Annotated in this window: 20 protein-coding genes and 1 pseudogene; 1 reads left to right on the forward strand and 20 read right to left on the reverse strand. The window is 38.4% G+C overall.

Features of this window, described 5'->3' with window-relative positions:
• Window positions 1-220 precede the first annotated feature (220 nt).
• The 10 genes from BM213_RS09100 to BM213_RS09145 form a co-directional block, all read right to left on the reverse strand.
• A complete protein-coding gene (locus BM213_RS09100) occupies window positions 221-1,288 on the reverse strand; it encodes a glycosyltransferase family 2 protein (protein WP_244149237.1) in 1,068 nt (355 codons plus the stop codon).
• Window positions 1,276-2,145, reverse strand: coding sequence for a dTDP-4-dehydrorhamnose reductase (gene rfbD / locus BM213_RS09105; RefSeq protein WP_091703267.1), 870 nt, complete (start codon window positions 2,143-2,145; stop codon window positions 1,276-1,278). The genes BM213_RS09100 and rfbD overlap by 13 nt, the downstream gene beginning before the upstream one ends.
• Entirely contained in the window at window positions 2,142-3,155 is a 1,014-nt protein-coding gene (gene rfbB, locus BM213_RS09110) for a dTDP-glucose 4,6-dehydratase (RefSeq protein WP_091703269.1), read from the reverse strand. Before rfbB ends, rfbD begins: the two co-directional genes overlap by 4 nt.
• Window positions 3,152-3,715 (reverse strand): dTDP-4-dehydrorhamnose 3,5-epimerase, encoded by a 564-nt coding sequence (gene rfbC, locus BM213_RS09115; RefSeq protein ID WP_091703272.1) that lies wholly within the window; start codon window positions 3,713-3,715, stop codon window positions 3,152-3,154. Before rfbC ends, rfbB begins: the two co-directional genes overlap by 4 nt.
• Window positions 3,716-3,721: 6 nt before the next feature.
• A complete protein-coding gene (locus BM213_RS09120) occupies window positions 3,722-4,477 on the reverse strand; it encodes a sugar phosphate nucleotidyltransferase (protein WP_091703274.1) in 756 nt (251 codons plus the stop codon).
• Between the two features lie 43 nt (window positions 4,478-4,520).
• A complete protein-coding gene (locus BM213_RS09125) occupies window positions 4,521-5,612 on the reverse strand; it encodes a DegT/DnrJ/EryC1/StrS family aminotransferase (protein WP_091703276.1) in 1,092 nt (363 codons plus the stop codon).
• Window positions 5,612-6,568, reverse strand: coding sequence for a WxcM-like domain-containing protein (locus BM213_RS09130; RefSeq protein WP_091703279.1), 957 nt, complete (start codon window positions 6,566-6,568; stop codon window positions 5,612-5,614). Before BM213_RS09130 ends, BM213_RS09125 begins: the two co-directional genes overlap by 1 nt.
• A gap of 644 nt (window positions 6,569-7,212) precedes the next feature.
• Window positions 7,213-9,453 carry a glycosyltransferase gene (locus BM213_RS09135; protein ID WP_091703282.1) on the reverse strand — a complete coding sequence of 747 codons (2,241 nt, stop codon included), beginning with the start codon at window positions 9,451-9,453 and terminating at the stop codon, window positions 7,213-7,215.
• Window positions 9,453-11,531 carry a glycosyltransferase gene (locus BM213_RS09140; RefSeq protein WP_091703285.1) on the reverse strand — a complete coding sequence of 693 codons (2,079 nt, stop codon included), beginning with the start codon at window positions 11,529-11,531 and terminating at the stop codon, window positions 9,453-9,455. The genes BM213_RS09135 and BM213_RS09140 overlap by 1 nt, the downstream gene beginning before the upstream one ends.
• Window positions 11,532-11,544: 13 nt before the next feature.
• Entirely contained in the window at window positions 11,545-13,473 is a 1,929-nt protein-coding gene (locus tag BM213_RS09145) for a tetratricopeptide repeat-containing glycosyltransferase family 2 protein (RefSeq protein ID WP_091703287.1), read from the reverse strand.
• Between the two features lie 259 nt (window positions 13,474-13,732).
• Here BM213_RS09145 and BM213_RS09150 point away from each other — a divergent pair, with 259 nt between their 5' ends.
• Complete coding sequence (locus BM213_RS09150) at window positions 13,733-14,662, forward strand: endonuclease (protein ID WP_091703290.1); 930 nt, start codon at window positions 13,733-13,735, stop codon at window positions 14,660-14,662.
• 39 nt (window positions 14,663-14,701) lie between these two features.
• Here the strand turns inward: BM213_RS09150 and BM213_RS09155 are convergent.
• The 10 genes and pseudogenes from BM213_RS09155 to flgM all read right to left on the reverse strand — a co-directional run.
• Window positions 14,702-14,788 (reverse strand): annotated as a pseudogene (locus tag BM213_RS09155) (flagellin); the annotation flags it as partial.
• A gap of 379 nt (window positions 14,789-15,167) precedes the next feature.
• The gene (locus BM213_RS09160) at window positions 15,168-15,887 is read right to left on the reverse strand and encodes a flagellin N-terminal helical domain-containing protein (protein WP_091703293.1); all 720 of its coding nucleotides are present in this window, start codon (window positions 15,885-15,887) and stop codon (window positions 15,168-15,170) included.
• A 140-nt stretch (window positions 15,888-16,027) separates the two neighbouring features.
• Window positions 16,028-16,213 carry a hypothetical protein gene (locus BM213_RS09165; protein ID WP_091703296.1) on the reverse strand — a complete coding sequence of 62 codons (186 nt, stop codon included), beginning with the start codon at window positions 16,211-16,213 and terminating at the stop codon, window positions 16,028-16,030.
• Window positions 16,203-16,451: a carbon storage regulator CsrA gene (gene csrA / locus BM213_RS09170; protein ID WP_091703298.1), complete on the reverse strand. Its 249-nt coding sequence runs from the start codon at window positions 16,449-16,451 to the stop codon at window positions 16,203-16,205. The genes BM213_RS09165 and csrA overlap by 11 nt, the downstream gene beginning before the upstream one ends.
• Before the next feature lie 12 nt (window positions 16,452-16,463).
• Entirely contained in the window at window positions 16,464-16,901 is a 438-nt protein-coding gene (gene fliW / locus BM213_RS09175; RefSeq protein WP_004892651.1) for a flagellar assembly protein FliW, read from the reverse strand.
• A gap of 13 nt (window positions 16,902-16,914) precedes the next feature.
• On the reverse strand, window positions 16,915-17,469 hold the full coding sequence (locus tag BM213_RS09180; protein WP_091703301.1) for a DUF6470 family protein: 555 nt from the start codon (window positions 17,467-17,469) through the stop codon (window positions 16,915-16,917).
• A gap of 14 nt (window positions 17,470-17,483) precedes the next feature.
• Window positions 17,484-18,365 (reverse strand): flagellar hook-associated protein FlgL, encoded by an 882-nt coding sequence (gene flgL / locus BM213_RS09185; protein WP_091703305.1) that lies wholly within the window; start codon window positions 18,363-18,365, stop codon window positions 17,484-17,486.
• Between the two features lie 11 nt (window positions 18,366-18,376).
• A complete protein-coding gene (flgK, locus tag BM213_RS09190) occupies window positions 18,377-19,882 on the reverse strand; it encodes a flagellar hook-associated protein FlgK (RefSeq protein WP_091703308.1) in 1,506 nt (501 codons plus the stop codon).
• A 12-nt stretch (window positions 19,883-19,894) separates the two neighbouring features.
• Window positions 19,895-20,347, reverse strand: a complete 453-nt coding sequence (locus tag BM213_RS09195; RefSeq protein WP_091703311.1) for a flagellar protein FlgN — start codon at window positions 20,345-20,347, stop codon at window positions 19,895-19,897.
• A gap of 14 nt (window positions 20,348-20,361) precedes the next feature.
• Window positions 20,362-20,619, reverse strand: coding sequence for a flagellar biosynthesis anti-sigma factor FlgM (flgM, locus tag BM213_RS09200; RefSeq protein ID WP_091703313.1), 258 nt, complete (start codon window positions 20,617-20,619; stop codon window positions 20,362-20,364).
• Window positions 20,620-20,622: the final 3 nt, after the last annotated feature.

The following is a 20,622-nucleotide window of genomic DNA, read 5'->3' on the forward strand; positions in this document are numbered from 1 at the left end:
TCGTCAACGTCGTTTTCCCTTATCGTATCAACGGTTTGCATCCATTGTAAAGATGTTTTGTCACGGATTCAGGATTGACATAAAAATCCACACAATTCTTGGTTTGTAAATGATATGAATCACAAAAAATATATTTTTCTAAGCAGATATTTATTAATCAGCAATAGTAAGTTCGAGGCTGCTTGTAACATTCTAATAGGCTAAACCACCTCGATAAAAACTACCTTAAAAGTTCTAAGCGTTTTATGGCTCTTTCATATTGTTCATTGGCTGCTTGTTGATAGAATGAAAGGGCTTTATCCGTATTGCCAAGAACTTCATGGAATACTCCTAAATTATAAGACGCAAGGAAACTTCCCGTCCCTTTCACACTGTCATACTTATCCGTATCCCCTATTTCTAAACAGCGAAGAAAAGATTTTTCAATGAGCGGAAATAAATGAATATATTTATTAACATTGCTAAAAATTAAGTCCATATAAAATAAACCGCATGCGAAATGGAAATCGGGGGAATCGGCCAATCCGTCCCGCTCGGTTTCAATTAATTTTAAGCCTTTCTCGAACGATTTATTTCCTATAATCGTATATAAATAATCAATAAGGAGATTATGACGGTACCATGATTGAGATGGAGCAAGATGATAACTCTTTTCAAAATATAATTCTGCTTGTTGCAGTTGTTGCTGCAGCTTGTATTGTTTTCCTACTTGATACAAAACATAATCATTAAGAGAATCTCTTTCCAATTCCAGCAATAACAGCTTGAGGTTTCGATCCGTTTTGTCTGTATAAACATACCCGTCATGATACACTTCTATATCCAAGTTTTCTCTTGGTAAATCAGAATCTACCTGTTCATGGATTCTTCCGGCATATTTTACCCCTTTAGGCAGTAATCGGGATAGATAAGACTGTGCATACCTCTTCTCGCCATCTTGAATAAACTCATCAACCCTTTTAATCCGACCAATTACTCTGTCGTTTTTTTCTATAAAGTTACGTATTATGCTTCCGCAGTCATTCATAATATATTCATCCGCATCTAATACGAAGTTCCAATCACTTGTGGATTTTTCAAGTGCATAATTCCGGGCAGCGGAAAAATCATTCACCCATTCAAAATCAAATACTTTCGCACCAAATGCATAAGCTATTTCCTTTGTACGATCGGTAGATCCTGTATCGACAATAACCATTTCATCAACAATACCTTTGACACTTTGCAGACAACGGCTAAGATGCCTCTCTTCATTTTTTACAATCATGACTAACGCTAATGTTGACAAGGTTTCACCCCATAAACTTTAATAAATTCCTTTAACGCCTCCCGCCAATGCCTTAATTCCTTAAAACCATTTAATCGTAGAGCCATATGATCCAATACAGAATACGGAGGGCGTCGAGCTGGTCTTGGATAATCTTTTGTTTTACATGGATTAACTACTATATTAACATTAGCCTCTTCGAAAATGGCTTTGGCAAATTCATACCAAGAACAATGACCTGAATTAGAAATATGGTAAACTCCATATTTTTCAGTCTGAATAAGTTGAAAAATGCAGCTAACTAAATCAACTGCATAAGTTGGGCATCCAATTTGATCATCAACGACAAACAATTGTTTTTGTTCTTGTGCAAGTTTTAACATTGTTTTCACAAAATTATTTCCATGTTTACCGTAAACCCACGATGTTCGAATAATAAAAAATTTAGAGTGAAGGTCTCTCACAAACTGTTCACCGGCTAGTTTACTTTTTCCATATACGTTTATTGGATTCGTAAAAGCAAACTCGTTATAAGGTACGTCGGCGGTGCCGTCAAACACATAGTCGGTGCTTATATAAACCAATTTAGCACCTATATGTTCTGACGCTACGGTTACGTTTCTTGTTCCGTATGCATTCACGAAAAATGCTTGATCCGGTTCTGACTCTGCTGCATCTACCTTTGTATAAGCAGCAGCGTGAATAACGATATTAGGACGGATATGGTCAATAACATTTTTCACTTGCTGAAAATCCGTTATATCTAGTTCTGCTCGGCCATATCCATATACTTCATATTTCATCTCTTTTAGCAATTTGACCATTTCTGTGCCTAATTGTCCTTTCGCACCAGTAACCAATATTTTTTGCTTATTCATTCTCTTTCACCATATTGCTTTTGATAATAATCCATGTACTCTCCGGACTTAATACGTTTCCACCAATCTCGATTATTGATATACCATTGAATCGTTTCCTCAATTCCTTTGTCAAACGTATATTGTGGCTTCCATCCGAGTTCTGTCATAATTTTCGTAGAATCGATTGCATAGCGACGGTCATGCCCTGGGCGATCGTTTACATATTTAATTAACGACTTTGAAACCCCAAGTTTTTCAACAATTAAATGGACTATTTCGTTATTTGTCCGCTCATTATGCCCGCCGATATTATATACTTCTCCGGGCTTTCCTTTATGAATAACTAAATCAATAGCGGTACAGTGGTCTTCAACATGAAGCCAATCACGAATATGTTGACCATCACCGTAAATAGGAAGCTCTTTTCCTTCTAATGCGTTTGTTATGATTAAAGGGATTAGCTTTTCAGGAAAATGGTATGGTCCATAGTTATTCGAGCAACGTGTAATATTCACATTTAATCCATATGTTTCACGATATGCCCTTACAAGCAAATCTGCACTAGCCTTACTTGCTGAGTAAGGGCTGTTTGGAGCAAGCGGCGTTTCTTCGGTAAAATACCCTGTATCTCCTAAACTGCCATACACTTCATCGGTAGAAATTTGAACATATTTTTGGATATTGTTCGCCTTCGCGACATCCAACAATACCTGAGTCCCCAATACATTTGTTTTAACAAAAATATTTGGGTCAGAAATACTGCGATCCACATGCGATTCAGCAGCGAAATTAACAATCACATCAATATGATGAGACTTTACAATATAATCAACGAGTTGATAGTTTCTAATATCACCTTTAATAAAGACATACTGTGGATTTTCTTGAATATCTTTCAAATTTTCCAAATTACCAGCATAAGTTAACAAGTCGTAATTAACGATTTTATATTCAGGATATTTATTCAACATATAATGCACAAAATTGCTACCGATAAAACCTGCTCCGCCAGTTACTAAAAGATTCATAGAGTTCTCTCCCACACAAAATTCATTTCTGCATCGGCTAACAATGGATGATTTGCATCCTTTTCGGAAAGAATAGGAGTTGACATTGGCCAATCAATCCCTAACGCCGGATCATTCCAAAGAATTCCCCGATCATGCTCAGGTGAATAATATTCGTCGACTTTATATTGAACTTCTGTGTTCTCTACCAATGTACAAAAACCGTGCGCAAATCCTTTAGGAACTAACAATTGTCTTTTATTATCCGCGCTCAAAATGAAACCTTGCCATTTCCCGAACGTCGGAGAACCTTGTCGGATATCGACAATCACATCGAAAATTGCCCCGCGCGTAACACGGACGAGTTTCGTTTGGGCTTTTGGGTTTAACTGATAATGCAATCCACGAATCGTTCCCGCTTTAACAGAAAGAGAATGATTATCTTGCACGAACCGAAAGTGAAAACCTAGTTGGCGAAACGTTTTCTCATTATAACTTTCCATAAAAAAACCACGCTCATCTTTATGTACGATAGGCTCAAATATAATCGCTCCATCCAATTCGGTTTGAATAATCCTCATATGGGTTCATCCTTCAATTATTTTCATATTCTTATTAAACAAGCTACCGAAATCGACATCTTTAGCAAGTTCATTGGCCCGCAAATAAGACGCGTGCGTCCCCGCGTCCGTCCACCATCCTTGCAATACATCATATGTCAGCTCGTTGCGAGCAATATAAGCATTATTGACATCAGTAATTTCCAATTCTCCACGCGCAGATGGCTTTAATGTGCGAATAATATCGAACACTTTAGTATCATACATATAAATGCCCGTTACTGCATAACAACTTTTCGGATCTTTCGGCTTCTCCTCAATGCTTTTAATTCGTTCGCCGTCTAATTCCGGAACACCAAAGCGCTCTGGATCACTCACTTCTTTAATTAAAATTTTTGCCCCTGTTTGTTGCTTTTTAAAATTTTCTACATACGGAACAATGCTGTCAGAAAATACATTATCCCCTAAAATAACCGTCATTAAATCATTACCAACAAACGCTTCACATAAACCTAATGCTTGCGCAATTCCACCCGCTTGATCCTGTACTTTATATGTAAACTCAACATCAAATTCAGAACCACTGCCTAAAAGATTCACAACATCCCCCATATGTTCGCGCCCAGTCACAATTAAAATATCAGTAATATTCGCTTCTTTCAGTTTATAAATTGCATGGTAAATCATCGGATATTTGCCAACTGGTAGCAAATGTTTGTTTGTTACTTTAGTAAGCGGGTAAAGGCGGGAACCTGTTCCACCCGTGAGGATGATGCCTTTCATTTTATCTCCCCCAAGATTAAAATAACGTGACAAGTGCAATTAATTAATACTTGTTTACAACCTTTACTATTTTTTTTGCATGTTCAAGCGCTAGAACTGGTGATATAGGTAAACTAATAACTGTTTTATGAATTTCTTCTGAAATACTAAAACTACAATGCTTCCATTCTTCATACGCCTTCTGTTTATGTGGAGGAATTGGATAATGAATAATCGTTTGTATCCCATTTTCTTTTAAATACTTTTGAAAACGTTCTCTATTTTCCACTCTAACTACAAATAAATGCCAAACATGAGAAAGACGATTTCCACTTTCTATAATAGGCAAGATAACTTTTTCATTTTTAATATGATTAAGGTAATATTTCGCAATTTGACGACGTTTTTCATTATCTTTGTCTAGATATTTTAATTTAACTCTTAATATTGCAGCCTGCATTTCATCTAAACGACTATTAACACCTTTAAACAAATTTTTATACTTTTCATGAGATCCGTAATTCCTTAATGCTCTTAATTTTTCAGCTAACTCGTCGTCATTCGTTGTAATAGCGCCTCCATCCCCAAGAGCCCCTAAATTCTTACTAGGATAAAAACTAAAACCAGCAGCGTCTCCTAAACTGCCTGCCCTCTTATCACCATAAACTGCACCATGTGCCTGTGCTGCATCTTCAATAACTTTTAAATTATATTTTTTTGCTATTTCTAAAATTGGATCCATATTAGCAGATTGACCATACAAATGGACAACTAATATGGCTTTTGTTCGTTCAGTTATTTTCTCCTCGATTAAAGAAGGATTTATATTGTATGTGCTAATATCCGGTTCAACCAAAACTGGAGTTGCACCGTTAGCCGAGATAGCCAAAATAGATGCAATATACGTATTAGCTGGTACAATAATTTCGTCTCCCGGTCCAAAACCATAAGCACGAATAATTAATGTTAATGCATCCAACCCGTTTGCAACGCCGATGCAATGCTTTACACCACAGTATTGGGCAAATTCTTCTTCAAACGAAGCCACTTCATTACCAAGGATATACCATCCGCTTTCTAATACTCGAGCTATCGCTACTTCAATTTCTTCTTTATATTGCAAATTAATCTTTTTTAAGTCTAAAAATGGAATCACTATTTACTCACCACTTTTTGAGTTAAATCTTTTTGACATGCTTCGCAAAAGTAGCTTTCATCTAATTTTTTTCCGCACTCGCACACATATCCCCTAAAAGTAGCTGGATTGCCGTACCAAAGCGTATAAGGCGGAATATCTTTGGTAACTACAGATCCAGCACCTATCATTGCATACTTTCCAATTTTAATTCCCGCTACAATCGTAGCATTTGCCCCTATAGAAGCATAGTCATCGACAATTGTCTTTTCGAAACTATCTGGATAACGTTTTGAACGAGGTGTTAAATCGTTAGTAAACGTAACATTTGGACCCACAAATACATTATTACCTAGGCGTACACCATCCCAAATGTATACTCCAGATTTAATAGTAACATTATCACCAATTACAACATCATTCTCAATAAATGTATGGTCATTGATATTACAATTTTCTCCTATTACCGCTCCCGGCAAAATATGTGCAAAAGCCCAGATGCGCGTATTTTTTCCGATTTTGTTTGATTCTACAATTGCTTTTTCATGTTGGAAATATTGTTGTTCATTATGCGCTGACTTTTCTCTTAAATATTCTAAAAAAGAATCATAACTTCTTAAATAATCATCTTCGTTATAGTAATCACTCGCTAATACCATTAATACACAATCATCAGAGAAATCGTACATCTCATGCCATACTAGAGAGTCCAAATATAATCCCTTACTAGGATTATCTAGAACAATCTCTTTAGTATCAAAGCCATCATCTAGGTGAATTTTACAACTGCCTTTTACAGCAATTAACACTTGTTTTAATTTTTTATGAGCATGAAAACCTCTTCTCACTTCTTTCTTTGTATCAAAAATATAGTAAACCCTTTTAATTTCAAAAGGAATATTTTTATTCTGCTCAAGTGCAATCAATGAACCTCTTTCATCACCCATTATTTTAAAATCTATAAATCTTATATCCATATACTATTGCTCCACACTCTCTTTAATTTGTGATGATAATACAGAGACATCTCACCCAATTTCCAATCAGTTTCTAAGTGAAACTCTCCATAGTGAATGTAAAAATTTTCGTCACCATTCCTTCCATTCGTTAAAATTTGATTTAAAAAAGCCCATAAATGGCTAGCAATTTCGCATGTTTTGATGCGAACCGACGTTTCTTAATTCTGTTATCTTTGTTGGTTACGGCGGAAATACTAATGCTGAAGTATCTGAACCTCATTCAACGTTACGTCTCGGAAATAGACTTATGTATAGATAATACAGAATCCGCATGCAAATAGGTGATTCAAATAACTGTGGGGTTTCATGGTATTATTCTCAATATCCTATTGTTGATAAATCAACTTCCAATACGAACACAATCCGAATTTCTTCTATAAATCACCATAATTGTTATTTATTCTCCCACTTTCCCCTTTTGTAGCATTAACCATAAAACACATCGAATCCGTTCACGAACGCTTGTCATCTCTATCTCGTCTTCTTATTACCCATGCTATACGAATCGTCTTGTTTGGCTTTGAAAGGTCTATGTCTAATCAACATACCGTTTTAAAAAAGCACGAATACATCCTCGATAATATTCACTATGTTGGGATAATCTATAGATTATTTAGAATTTGATTATAAAAAGTCATTTCGTAAGAGAGAAAATTTGTTTCTCCACTATTTCTCTGCATTTCTGCCCACATGGCATCAAACTCAGATGGCTCTTGCATTTCACAGAAATGAGAACGGGTTTTAAGAATGCTTTGTTTAAATACATTTGCCACAAGAATTTGGTCTAATAGATCATTCCATCCCTTTCCAGTGTGTTTTTTTATAACTTCTTCACGTTGTTCGTTACCTTTTATTTGTCTCATTTGAACGTCATGAATATATCTGAGAACTAGATCTTTGTACTCCGTTAAGCTTTTAGGGTTTTTGTCCAATGAAGCGTAATCTTCTATAGTTAGTATATTAGATAAAGGCATAGGAGCCTTAATAACAGGTATTCCATACAACATAGCATCTAACTCAGCTGTTAAAGATCCAATAGGAAAACTTTCCAAAAAAATATCAGATAATTGATAAAACTCTTCTACATCTGGTGTAGCTCCTATAACAATAATACGTCCATTTGTGTTTTTACTAACTTCTCTCCAAATCTCCTCTTGAGGATTAGGACCTATGACAAGCAATATTACATTAGGAGCTTTTCTCAAAATCTTCTCAAGAACAATAGGAAAATTTAAATGTTGGTAAGGCTTGAACTTATGTCCACTAGCAATAGAAAGTAAGATAACCGCATCACTAGGTAAACCATATTTTTCCCTCAATCTGTTCTTAGACATTTTCCTGTCTTTCGTCATTAATGGAATAGGCAGTACAGCACTATTTTGAATAGCACGTCTATGTTTAGTAATTAATTGCCCTGCTGTACGTATATCCATAACAGCATCACATATGCTTCCACCTAACCAGTAAACATGATCTGCATGGTTGACCAAAATAATCGGTGGTAGCCCTTCTTTATATCCAAAGGCTAAAATAGGGATAGGATCATTTGGGTGTGTATGCAAAACAATCAAATCAGCCCATTCTTCAGCCAATTTCCTTAATTTAAGACATTTGCTTTTAAAATTATAATCGTTACTAAAAACGTAATACCATCCATTTGTTTGATTAATAGTTTCAATAAGCCAATCCGGGACTACACTTCCTCTTTGATCTGTAAATACTACTGAATGTACCTCATTATAGTCTCTTCTTAGCTTAATCCATCTATCCATTAACCTAGTATGTCCACCAGTCAAATAGGCTGTCGATATAACATGCAATACTTTAAATCGATCGTTTCTTTTTATTTTGATTTCGCTTATATCGATTTTTTCTGCGTTATATGATAAATTATTAGCCATTTCTAGAAGTTCATTCTCCAACTCATAATCAGCATAACGACCAGTATGTGCCAACCAACCACAAGCTCCAATCATTTTTGAAAGAATTACTTTCTTATTAAAGTCTTCCTTTGCATTACCTCTTAGGATAGATTTAAAATGTTTATAAAGTTCTTGATTGTGGTATAAGATATCGTAATTTATAAAATTGTTATAGTGATTACCTACATTTTGATTTTTATATTGATAATTCACATTGTCCAAAATACGTCTTTCTGTACTGTCTTCTATCTTTAAATATTCTATCTTTAAATATTCTGTAATAAATATTTTTCTATTTGCATCGAATGTTTCATCAATGTCTATTATTCCGCAATCGTGAATTACCCAAGGTTTTTCTTGAAAAGGGATTCCTACATCAAAACCTGCCTTAAAAAACTCTCTTGATTGAGACAAATCATAAAAATGCCATCCTTTAAAAATGTCCTCTCTCCAAGGGATATCGTATTGGGTCATCATAAGAAGACCATCAATTGCATGTACAGGTTCATAGTCCTGTTCTACATCGTTAAATTGTAATAATTCTATTTTTCCGGTATGACTATCGTAAACCTTACCAATCTTATTTCTACTTTCCCACCATATTCCCGAGTTCGGAATGGTCTTAGCACCAATAACACCAATCATTCCAAGTTTTGTATTCCTTTTAAATAATTCGATAGTATCAATTAAAAAGTTCTTGTTTATAATAAAAACATCCTGATGCAAATACACTTTATACTTTGCATCTGTCTTTTTCATTCCTTGATTGTACCCTGAAGTAATACTTGAAGCACCTTCGATAGCAATAACTTCAATTTCATATCCCTCTGGTGCATGAAGAGATTTCACATACCGTACAGATTCTTCATACAAAGCATGATTATTAACACAATAAATAAACGCAATTTTTTTGTCATTCATCACAAAGACTCTCCTCTTGCAACCTTTAATAAATCTAATACTTGTTCGTCAGGTTGCTGAATTTGCTGTAAAAACCTTTCTGCCAATTCGTTTTCTCCGTAATATAGCAATACATAACCTAAATTGTATAACGTATCTGCATTCGTTGGCTCTTGTTCATAAGCGAGTTGCAAATAAGGCAATACATGTTCATGAAGCCCTTGTTCAAAACATGTAATGGCGAGAACTTGTAGTACTTTTACTTTGTGAATAATGCTCGTATCGATAATCTCCTTAATCAGTAACTCGTCAATCTCGCCACGGGCAAGTTTGTCGACGATTGCTTGTTTCGCTTCTTCAACATCTACGTCAAACTCCAATCTGCGCAACAAAAACGTAAGTTCTTGCGCCTTTTTCAACGGCTGTTCATTAATTTCTTCAAACAGTTGCTTCACTTCATCGTCTGGATGTCGAATGAACGACAAATAACGATTCGCTAGCTCTTTTTCACCGTAAGAGTTTAACACGAACGCTAAATTATATAGCGTATCTGTATCGTCTTGGCATAACTCAAACGCTGCTTGCAGATACGGTAAAACATGCTCATGGTAACCATGTACAAAATTTTCGATCGCAAGTTCATTTAATAATTCAACCGCCTGATCCATTCTTTTTATGATATCGATCACTTCGTTAGTAGAAAGACGATGTAACTGTTTTAAAATTTGATGACGATCTTTTTTACACACAAAATTGTCAATTAGTTTCCTTATATTCTCATTTTGCTTATAAGCGCGTACAACAAACGACTTTGGTATAAGTAAAGATTGAACAGTCTCTCCATATAATGCTTTCAGATGGTTGACTAATCGATGTTTGTTGTCGTCCTCTGAAACGATCATACCTTTAATAGACATCGATAGCGGATGCCGTTTAAACAAGTCATCTAACTGACCTAAGCTATATAAATTCGTGCGATCAAGTGGATGACGTCCAGCAATCAGCTCTTCAATCACTCGGAAATGGCCGACATTTTGCACATGAGCGAAAAACTGTCCATTTGGTTTTAAATGGTCAACGACAAAGCGAAGGACGTAATCATCTAACGTAAACATCCGATTACTATACAAAATAAAGTCAAACTTTTGTTTTTTAATTTCACCATCTTCTAAATCATTTGCTACGTACGCATACCGTTGTGCTTCCTTTATCGCAAATGCATTTTGTTCTACACCGTACAACGTTGCTTGTGGGTATTCTTGCTTTATTTTCAACAACGTCGCTCCAGCACCGCAGCCAATGTGTAACACATTCATATTCGTTTTGCGATCCATCGTTATTTCACTGAGTATCTCCCACTCAATAGCATATGCCTTGACATCAATATTCCATTTTTCTTCGAATTTTTTTTGGTTATCTCGCAACAACTTCGAATAACCGTTACTGTCATCTTGCCATGATACGCTACCATAGTGATGAATAAACGTATCTTTACAAAGCATCAAACGGTATCCTGCTTTACGCAAACGGACAGAATAATCATCATCCTCGAAATTCCCTGGTGTAAACCGTTCATCAAGCAAACCAACTTTATCAACCGCTTCCCTTTTAATCAACATGCAAAAACCAATCAATTTTAACCGTTCTTCCCATTTATTCGGGTCTAAAACGTTGTGTTGGGAAGCGAACACATGCATTTCGTCAACCGATGTATAGTTTACTGGAATCGTCGAATAATAAGCAGCCGAATTTGTCACAGGTCCGACCGCCCCGATGTCATCTGCGCTGTGTAAGCAAACTAGCAAATGATCAAGCCAATTCTTTGTAACGATGACATCGTTATTTAATAAAAGAATGTTCTCTCCCGTTGCGACTTGTATTCCTTGATTACATCCTTTTGGAAAACCAACATTTTCGTTGTTAAAAATCGTCCGTATATCTTTTTGTAATTGTAACCATTCTACCGTTCCGTCTGTAGAGTGATTATCCACGACAATGATTTCATACGTTCCTTCTCTCGTATATTGGCGAATACTTTCAATGCATTGCTTCGTATAATCTAACTTATTATGAGTTAGTATGATGATGCTTGTTTTCATTTTGCTCCCCCTTTTATTTTTCTTTCTGCTTCAACCATTCGCTGTCCGGATATAATTGTTTCGCTTGTTGAACGATTTTTCTTCTTTCTTCACTCATCCCACATATATCCATCAGTTCGATGACATATTTATACAAACGAAAATCGTGATGACCGAAGCTAATCGCTAATAGACCGTACTGCATCGCTTCCATAATCTCATTTTTCATCGCCAACGCTTCCATCACATTAACAAATGCATCCGCATCCCAATCGTTCATATTATCGACTGAACGATATAGTTGGAGCGCTACATCCATAAATTCATAGCGATGAAGCAAGTGTGCGATTTGAATATGAACAGATGGGGCAAACCGATTTTTCAAAGCAAGAAATTGCTCAAACAGCTCGTACTCTTTTAGCTGAATCGTTCGTTCGAGTAAAAATAAGTAAAACATCGATTCAGGTGCTTGTTCATGCTCATTCAACATAAACAGCAAAAACTCTTTCTCTTTTTGATCGGAAACAAGATGAAGCAACAAACGAACGACATCCAATTGATTCGTTTTGAATGCCAAGACTAATAAATCGTAAGAGTCTAAACTGCCCGAACGAACATACGTCTGTAAATCGGCCACAGAACTTTTCAATATTTTCTGTAAGGCGTCATCATAAGCATTTTGTAATATATTTACTTTAATTTCAAATCCGCGCTGAATGATATCATCACCTAGTTTTGCAACGAGGGACTTCATCACGTCCTCTAAATGTAAAGCAGATGTGATGCGAGCGACGAGCGAAATAGCTAACAAATCGTTCGCCAACTGTTTGCTTTCAATAAATTGGATAATTTCCGTTTCACTATGAACACTCGCAAGCAATTGCAATACGTTGTAAAGCGCTTCGTAACTTTTTCGATTAAACGAAAGTGCACAAGAAAAGTGATATATTGCTTTTTGTAAATTTCCTTTATGTTTGTAAATTTGACCAAGCAACATATGCGGATCATACTCAACGTATTCAAACGTTTTAATTGTGTAAGGATACTTTTCTTTGTTTTCTAGCAAGTATTCGAGCTGCTTTAAAGCATCATCGTAACGATGTTGCAAGTAGTAAATTTCCCCTCGCAAAAACTGAAAGTCGGCTGTTTCGCTATATATATTCTCCACATCAGCAATCACTCGCAAAGCATCATCAAACCGCTGTAAATACTTCAAACATAAAATAATTTGCACAAGGCAATACGAAACCCAGCTTAGACGAATATCTTTTTTATGTTGATACGCTTGAATAAATGCTTGCAGCGCTTGTTCGACTTCCCCTTTTGAAAGATGCTCGTTTCCTAAATTAAAATAATCGAAAGCAATGCTCTCCCCTGCCTCCATCTCACGCTCAATCAATTGCGCGTTTCGGTCATGTTTTTTCTTTTCTACCACTACATGCCGCATATAACCTGTATGATAAATCGTTAAAATACCTGTCTTAGCTTCAACATACTTCCCGCTCACATGCCGTAATTGTTCATGAATCGCACGATCGTAGCGCAAATATGGTACATTGCGATAAATGCGCGTGTGGCGATGTTGGAGCACTCGTTCACCGTACGCACCTACAAAGTTGTAAATACTCACGTCATAAGCTTCTACGCTATCATCAGTTTGTTTTAATTGCTGTATCATCTCTTGCAAGTTCGTACGTTCAACATACTCGTCGGCATCTAATACGAGAATCCATTCCCCTGTTGCATGTTGCTGGGCAAAGTTGCGCGCGTCAGCGAAATTATTCGTCCATTCAAAATCATATACTTTATTCGTATATTTCAACGCAATTTCTTTCGTTAAATCGGTTGAACCTGTATCAACGATAACGATTTCATCAACAATACGATGTACAGAATCTAAACAACGTTGTAATACTTTTTCTTCGTTTTTTACGATCATACATAACGATAAAAATGGTTTCATCGTATTTTTTCCTTCCTTCACTCTTTATAGATGTGTTCATCTACTGTTTATATCGGATAAAAAGGTGAAGATGTGAAGAGGAGGAGGAGAAAAAGTATTGTCCATTTCCTTACTATCTCAAATTTATACATTCAACTAGCTAGCGATCAGCTTCCATAATCGCCCGATATTTTGAAAGCGCAATAATGTTATTGCTCAATTAATATATTTGTGTTAAAATAGGAACAAATGTTCTTGTAGAAAGAGAAGGAATAAGCATATGGAAATAATTCAACAGTTATCTATTGAGACGTTAAGTATGATTAGTGGGAAATTACTCGGAGATGCAAATATCAGTATAGAAAAAGATCGCCATCCACGATTTCGCTTCGCTCACTGTGCTAGCGATAAAGCATGGTGTTTTTACTGCTATGAACAATTAAACAAATATCTTCCTCTCTCAAAACCAAGATATCGAAAAATCATAGACAATCGCATCAAAAACGGTTTTACTGAACAATATTATACCCAATCGTTTAAATCAAGAGTGGTCTTTCAACTAAAAGAGTTATGGTACCCGAATAATCGCAAAACCATTCCATTTGAATTTTTAGCCTATTCATTTACACCTATTTGTTTAGCATGGTGGTATCAAGACGACGGACATTTAAAAATCGAAAACAACCAAGTGAAAAAAGTCATTTTGTCAACAGATGGATTTACAAAAGCTGAAAACGAAACATTAATTCAGCTAATAAGGCAAAAATACAGCCTAAACTTTTCTTTAGACAAACAAAACAGACTTATTCTTTACGATAAACCACAAATCTTTTATTTTATACGCTTAGTTAAACCATATGTGCACGAAAGTATGAAACGGAAAATCGCTATTCCTTCCACTTCAAAAGAAGCTACCAAAAAACGGACAACGATCTACTTACCAAACGTACTCCATATCACTCGACCTACTAAAGATATTCACGCAATGTTAGAACAACTTCCTGTTTTACACAACAAGTTATCGAATGAACATACGTACAAAAAATTATTTGCAGAAAAATTCCCGATATTAAGAACAAATAAAACAACAGCCAAACCTTATCAAATTGAACTAACCCAAAAACATATTGAACTAATCAATACTTGTAGGCAAATAACAGGTCTAACGATAAGTCAAGTTGTACACCTGTGCGCTATCCATAATATATAAAAAGAGACCTTAGGAACCCTAAGGCCTCTTTTTGCTTTATTAACGGAGCAATTGTAATACTCCTTGCGGCTGCTGATTCGCTTGCGCGAGCATCGCTTGTGCTGCTTGAGAAAGAATATTGTTTTTCGTAAACTCCATCATTTCTTTCGCCATCGTGCGAACATTTGCTTTCACAAATGACTAGACTATCTCTTCACCCGCTAGCTTTTCGCTAGGTAGGGGCCGGGCACTTCGAATGATATAGGACGATGGAGCATCCTACTCACCCTACGGACTTCATCACCATCGCTCTCGCTTTAGGTGGTATGTCCTAGTCGTTGAACCTTCTCCAGAGTTTCCTCACAGGAGCTTGGCTGCTGGTTGCCCAATCCTTTAGCTTTTTCACGCCATCACGCTTGCCGTTTCCAGCTTCGTTGTGGCACTAAAGGCTCTTAGGGGTTTCCAGCAATTCACCCGGTGATACTCACTAGCCGTTTCCAGCTAGGACGACTGTGCTTGTCACCGCTTATGCGGCTAAAGCATAATCTACGTCGCGAATACGTGATTCTGCCGCTGTTAAGTTTTCTGCAGAAGTTGATAAGTTATTAATCGTATGTTCTAATCGATTTTGATAAGCACCAAGTTTAGAGCGCTCTTGCGATACTGCGTTAATTGCGCTGTCAATTTTAGCAATCGATGCGCTAGCCTTCGCGTTGTCTGCAACAGAGATGTTCGGTCCATCCAACGTTAACGCAGCAGAGCTCATTGTAGAAATTTGCAAATTAATAATTTGTCCATCATTCGCCCCTACTTGGAACGTTGCATTTAAAGAACCGTCAAGCAAGTTCTTTGTGTTAAATTGTGTCGTCGTTGAAATACGATCAATCTCAGAAATTAATTGGTTTAACTCTTTTTGAATTTGATCGCGGTCAATAGTTGTATTTGTGTCGTTTGCACCTTGTACCGCTAACTCGCGCATGCGTTGAAGAATCGCGTGCGTTTCGTTTAATGCACCCTCAGCTGTTTGGATTAACGAAATCGCATCTTGTGAGTTCTTCGCTGCCATTTCTAAGCCGCGAATTTGTCCACGCATTTTTTCTGAAATCGCAAGACCTGCCGCGTCGTCACCCGCGCGGTTAATACGAAGACCAGAAGATAATTTCTCCATGTTTTTCGCAGCATTTGCATTCCCCATTGTCAACTGACGATACGTATTTAACGCCGCAATGTTGTGATTAATTCTCATTGTTTTTTCCTCCTTGAATTTGTTTTCCCACGTCCTTGTGGTTTTTGATTGGCAAGATTGAAGTCGGCCGCCCTTCTTTCTTGCCCTCATGTTTATTATCGGCTTGTTTTTTCAAAGTTTAATAGGTTGCGAAAAAAATTTTATACTTTGACGTCAAGAAATTGTGAGAACGGTGATGGTTGTTGAATTTCTTTGACGATGCGCGCTGGGTCGTCTTTATGTTTGTTGATGATTTCATTTAATGCTTGTTCGGCGATTTGTTTATTGTCTTGGACGATGCGCGCAATGACGCCAGGAACGTGAACGCCGCCGATGCTAACGCTCATTTTCTTCCCCTCCCTTCTTTAGTTGATCGGATAGTTGTTGAAGCGAAGTGGCGGAGGCGAGAGATGCCGCGCTGTTTTCTTGTTGAATAGCGAGATATACTTCTTTCCGATGTATATCGATATGTTTCGGCGCGCGAATGCCGAGCTTGACTTGGTCGCCGTCGATGGCGAGAACGACGACTTCGATATCGTCGCCGATGTGGATCGCTTCTTTTATTTTGCGCGTTAATACAAGCATGTTCCCGCCTCCTTATTTCGCCTCAACCGTTTCTGGAAAAAGTCGATGTTTCGTTTTGTACGGTGTATTCGTTAAAATGACTTGCTTGCCGATTCGTTCGTGAACGTTAATGACGACAGGCGCTTGTAAGTTCGCTGTCGTATTTGTAAACGGTTCGGCGACCGTTAAAATGACGTATAGTGCCACATCGTTTTCTTTTTGTATTTTCAGCTGCTCACACGTCGTATCGTCCAATTCGATTTCGTACGTTGGGAAGTACGAAAACGGCTCAATCATGACAAACGCCACGTCTTTATTTTGTATTGATTGTAAAATGGTAAATGGTGAATCGTGAATCGGAAGCAACGCAAATTGTTTTTCATGTTCAAAGCCCGGTAGTCCGTTTTCAAATGAAACGAGTGCCAGCTGAGAAAGCTGAACTGTTCCATGATATTTCGTTTCAATGTTCATATAAATCCCTCATTTATACGCTAATGTCAATGCGCAGTTCGTTATGGCGCGCTAAGTCAATATGCACAACGTTTGGTTTGTAATCGATTTGCACAGGGCGTGGCTCGATATGAATGCGTGCGCCTGACGTTTGCCAATTCATATCGATGCGCCCTGGTTCAAAATCAATTTTCACGCTAAATGGACGTGGAATAAGCCCAACGTTATAGTCAAAAGGCGGTCGTTCGCTATTCGCCTGCGCTTGCATCGCAAGCACATCACCGCCTTGTTCAATGCGCATTAATTCATCGCCTTGTATCGCTGTCGTTTCTAAATACGATAGCCAACTGGCATAGCCGTCTTGCGCAGCTTCTTCTATGCGGCGGAAGATGTGCTTTAAATCGACGTCCGCACGCGCTTCCGTCTGGTCGATCGTCAAGCGCGGAGGCGTCGTTTTCATCTCGACTTGCGGTTGCGGCTGCTCAAGCGACATGTCCGCTTGCGGCTGACGCATATTCATATACCCGCGTTCAACTATAATAGATAGCTGGGCAAACGTCGCTTGCATCGTCAATTGTGGGATTTTCATTCTAACTCATCCCCTTAACGTAAGAAATCAACGAGAGTCGGCTGAATGATGCGAGCCCCGACAGCGAGCGCTGCGCGATGCACACTTTCTTGCGACTTTAATTCCGTAATAATTTTTTCAATATCCGCATCTTCGTTATCGGAAATCATTCGTTTGGCGATCAGCTGTTGTTCGGCAAGACGTTGCTCCACGAGCTCTAAACGGTTCACGCGCGCCCCAAGCTCTGCCCGTTCTGCAAGTACGGCATTTAAATGATTATCCAAATCGGATAATAAGTTATCTAAAGTTTTTCCTGATGTCGATGTGCCATTTAATACATTTTCAATATCCTGCAACGTTTCAAACAAATCTTTGTTAAACACATTGTTTGGAGTGACGTTAATTTTTAATTTTACCCCTTTGGCGACTTCGACCATAAAATCATCGTTGTTGTTCGTGACAGTCGGAGGCGTGCCGTCTTTGACCGGCGCTTGTTCGATGTTTGTTCCATTAAAAATATACTTTCCTGCTACTTTCGTGTTGGACACTTGTACTAAGTCTTTTTTTAACTGCTCAATTTCTCGAGCGATCGCTTGACGATCTTCAGGACCGAGCGTGCCGTTTTTCGCTTGCACAACGAGTTCGCGAGCGCGCTGCAAAACGTTCGTCGTATGACCTAACGCCGACTCGGAATTTTCCATCCACGTATACGCTTCCGATAAATTGCGCTGGAATTGTTCAATTTCTGTTAAGCTCGTACGATAGTGCATGCCTTTCATCGCCACGACCGGATCTTCCGATGGACGATGAATTTTTTTCCCTGTCGCGAGCTGTTGCTGATACGTGCCAAGCTTATCGTAGCTTTTGCTGACGTTGCGCAGCGTATTGTTTGCAAGCATCATTTGTGTGACGCGCATTCGTTATTCACCTACCTTCCAACGATGCCCATATTGTTAATAATTTTATCTAACATTTGATCGATCATTGTAATCATACGCGCAGAGGCGTTATACGCATGCTGGAATTTCATCATATTCATCATCTCTTCATCAACCGATTGACGGAGCACTTCACTATTTTGCGACAGCCGTTTCGCCTCTTGCGCATTGACTGCCATTTGACCGATTAAGCTTTCATAAAAGTTTTGAATTGTTGTCGTATTGCCAGCGATGTTCATCATACCATTTTTCACTTCGGCTAACGCTTGAGCGTTACTTCCGTCACCGATTTGACCTGTTGCTGATGCGGCAATATTGTCAAGTGAATCTTTAATGATTTGTGCAATATCTAACGTTCCAGCCGGATCAGCTGCGTCATAAGTGAAAAATGGTTTAGTTGATGGAGAAGATACATTATTTTTTATTTCTGTCACACTCCATCCATTCGAATGCACCGCGTTAAACTGGTCGGCAAACGCTTTAGCCATGGCGTTTAAATCGCCTATCATTTCCGGATATAATCCTTTCGTCGTTACTCCCCCATCTTCGCTATATCCATATGAATAAAGAAGGGCTCCTAATTTCCCGTTCTCTTTTAAGCGTTCGAATGTCGAAAACGTTTGGTCGCCGAGCGAAAATCCGACAACCGGACCCGCTTTTATGACGTTATCTTGATAATTCAACTGCAGCTCATTGACCTTTCCTAGTCGCCCATCGACAAGAGTTCCAATCACAGTACTACCCGTACGATCAACGATTTCTACAGTGAAGCGCCCTTCGGCAATTTTTAATGCACTACCACCGCTCGGAACTTGTGTGACGCGGATATTTACATATTGTGATAACTCGTCTAACAGACGGTTTCGTTCATCGTACAAATCGTTTGGTAAATATCCATGCACCTCAACTTCTCCGATTTGCCTGTTTACTTCATGAAGCTGACGCGCAAGTGAATTGACAGCTCTCACCGTAACGTCCATTTCGTTCTTAATGTCACCTTGAATCGACTTTAACGAGCTTGACAAATAATGAAACGTTTCCGCAACCGCGATGCCGCGCTGGCGAACGACTGAGCGTGCCCCCGAATTCGAAGGATTTACCGCTAAGTCTTGAAGTGCTTGCCAAAAGCGATCGAGCGTTTTTGCCAATCCTTCGTCTGACGGCTCGTTCATAATTTCTTCCATTTTGTACAATGCTTCGGCACGCGTATTCCAATAGCCGTATTTCATATTTTCCCCACGATATTGCACATCTAAAAACTCTTCGCGCATTCGCTGTACCGTGCCGCCTTCCACGCCTGTTCCCATTTGCCCAGGGATGACCGGACGGTTTTTCGATGCGAACGGATATGGCGGCGATTGTTCAAAATTGACGCGTTGGCGCGAATATCCCGGCGTATTCGCATTGGCGATGTTATGGCCGGTGACGTATAATGCTTGCTGTTGGGCGGTCATTCCGCGCCGCACCGTTTCCAAACCGTGAAATGTCGAAAGCACAAAAAAACCCCCTTACGTTTTTGCTTCAAATGACGACCGTGGCGGCAATTCATCCGTTCGCTTCGGGTCATACGTCACATCTTGTTCATTCGGTATCATCAAATCTAATGTAAAATGAATAAATTGGAGCGATTGTTGCAGTAGTTGCATATTTAGTTCGTTTTGCTCTTTTAATCGTACAATCGTGTCGCTTAGTTCATTGGCTAGTTGAAGAAGCTTCATTCGTTCTTTTTCTTCCACCTGTTCGGCATATCGGCTCACTGTTCGTTCTTCCTCGGGTAAATGCGACAGAAGGCTCATTCGTTCGCTTTCTAGCTGGCGAATGGCCATCACATATTTTTGTTCCTTCATCATCATTTGTTGTAACGTACCGACATCGCCTTTTTTAATCGCTTCTGTTTTTTGTTCTGCTAGTTGCAATAACCCACGATGAAACGTCAGCAACTTTTGCATCACATCGATCATGTTCGTTCGCTCCGTTATCGTTTATAATAGCGCAATACGCTTTCTGCAATCGCTCGTGCATCGATTGTATACGTACCTGCTTCAACTTCTGATTTTAGCCGTTCCACTTTTTCTAACCGTTCCGAATAAAATTTCGCTGCTTCTTGCAGCTCTTTCGCCGCACTTGAAATTTCGACTTGGTCTGTCTTTTTCGTTGTTTTTGTTGGCTTTTCGACACGTGACGTCCGCTCATATGGGTTAACGTTCATCGGCTGAATACGATTGATTTTCATATT

Origin of the sequence: Anoxybacillus pushchinoensis (assembly GCF_900111795.1) — a bacterium.
Lineage (GTDB): Bacteria > Bacillota > Bacilli > Bacillales > Anoxybacillaceae > Anoxybacillus > Anoxybacillus pushchinoensis.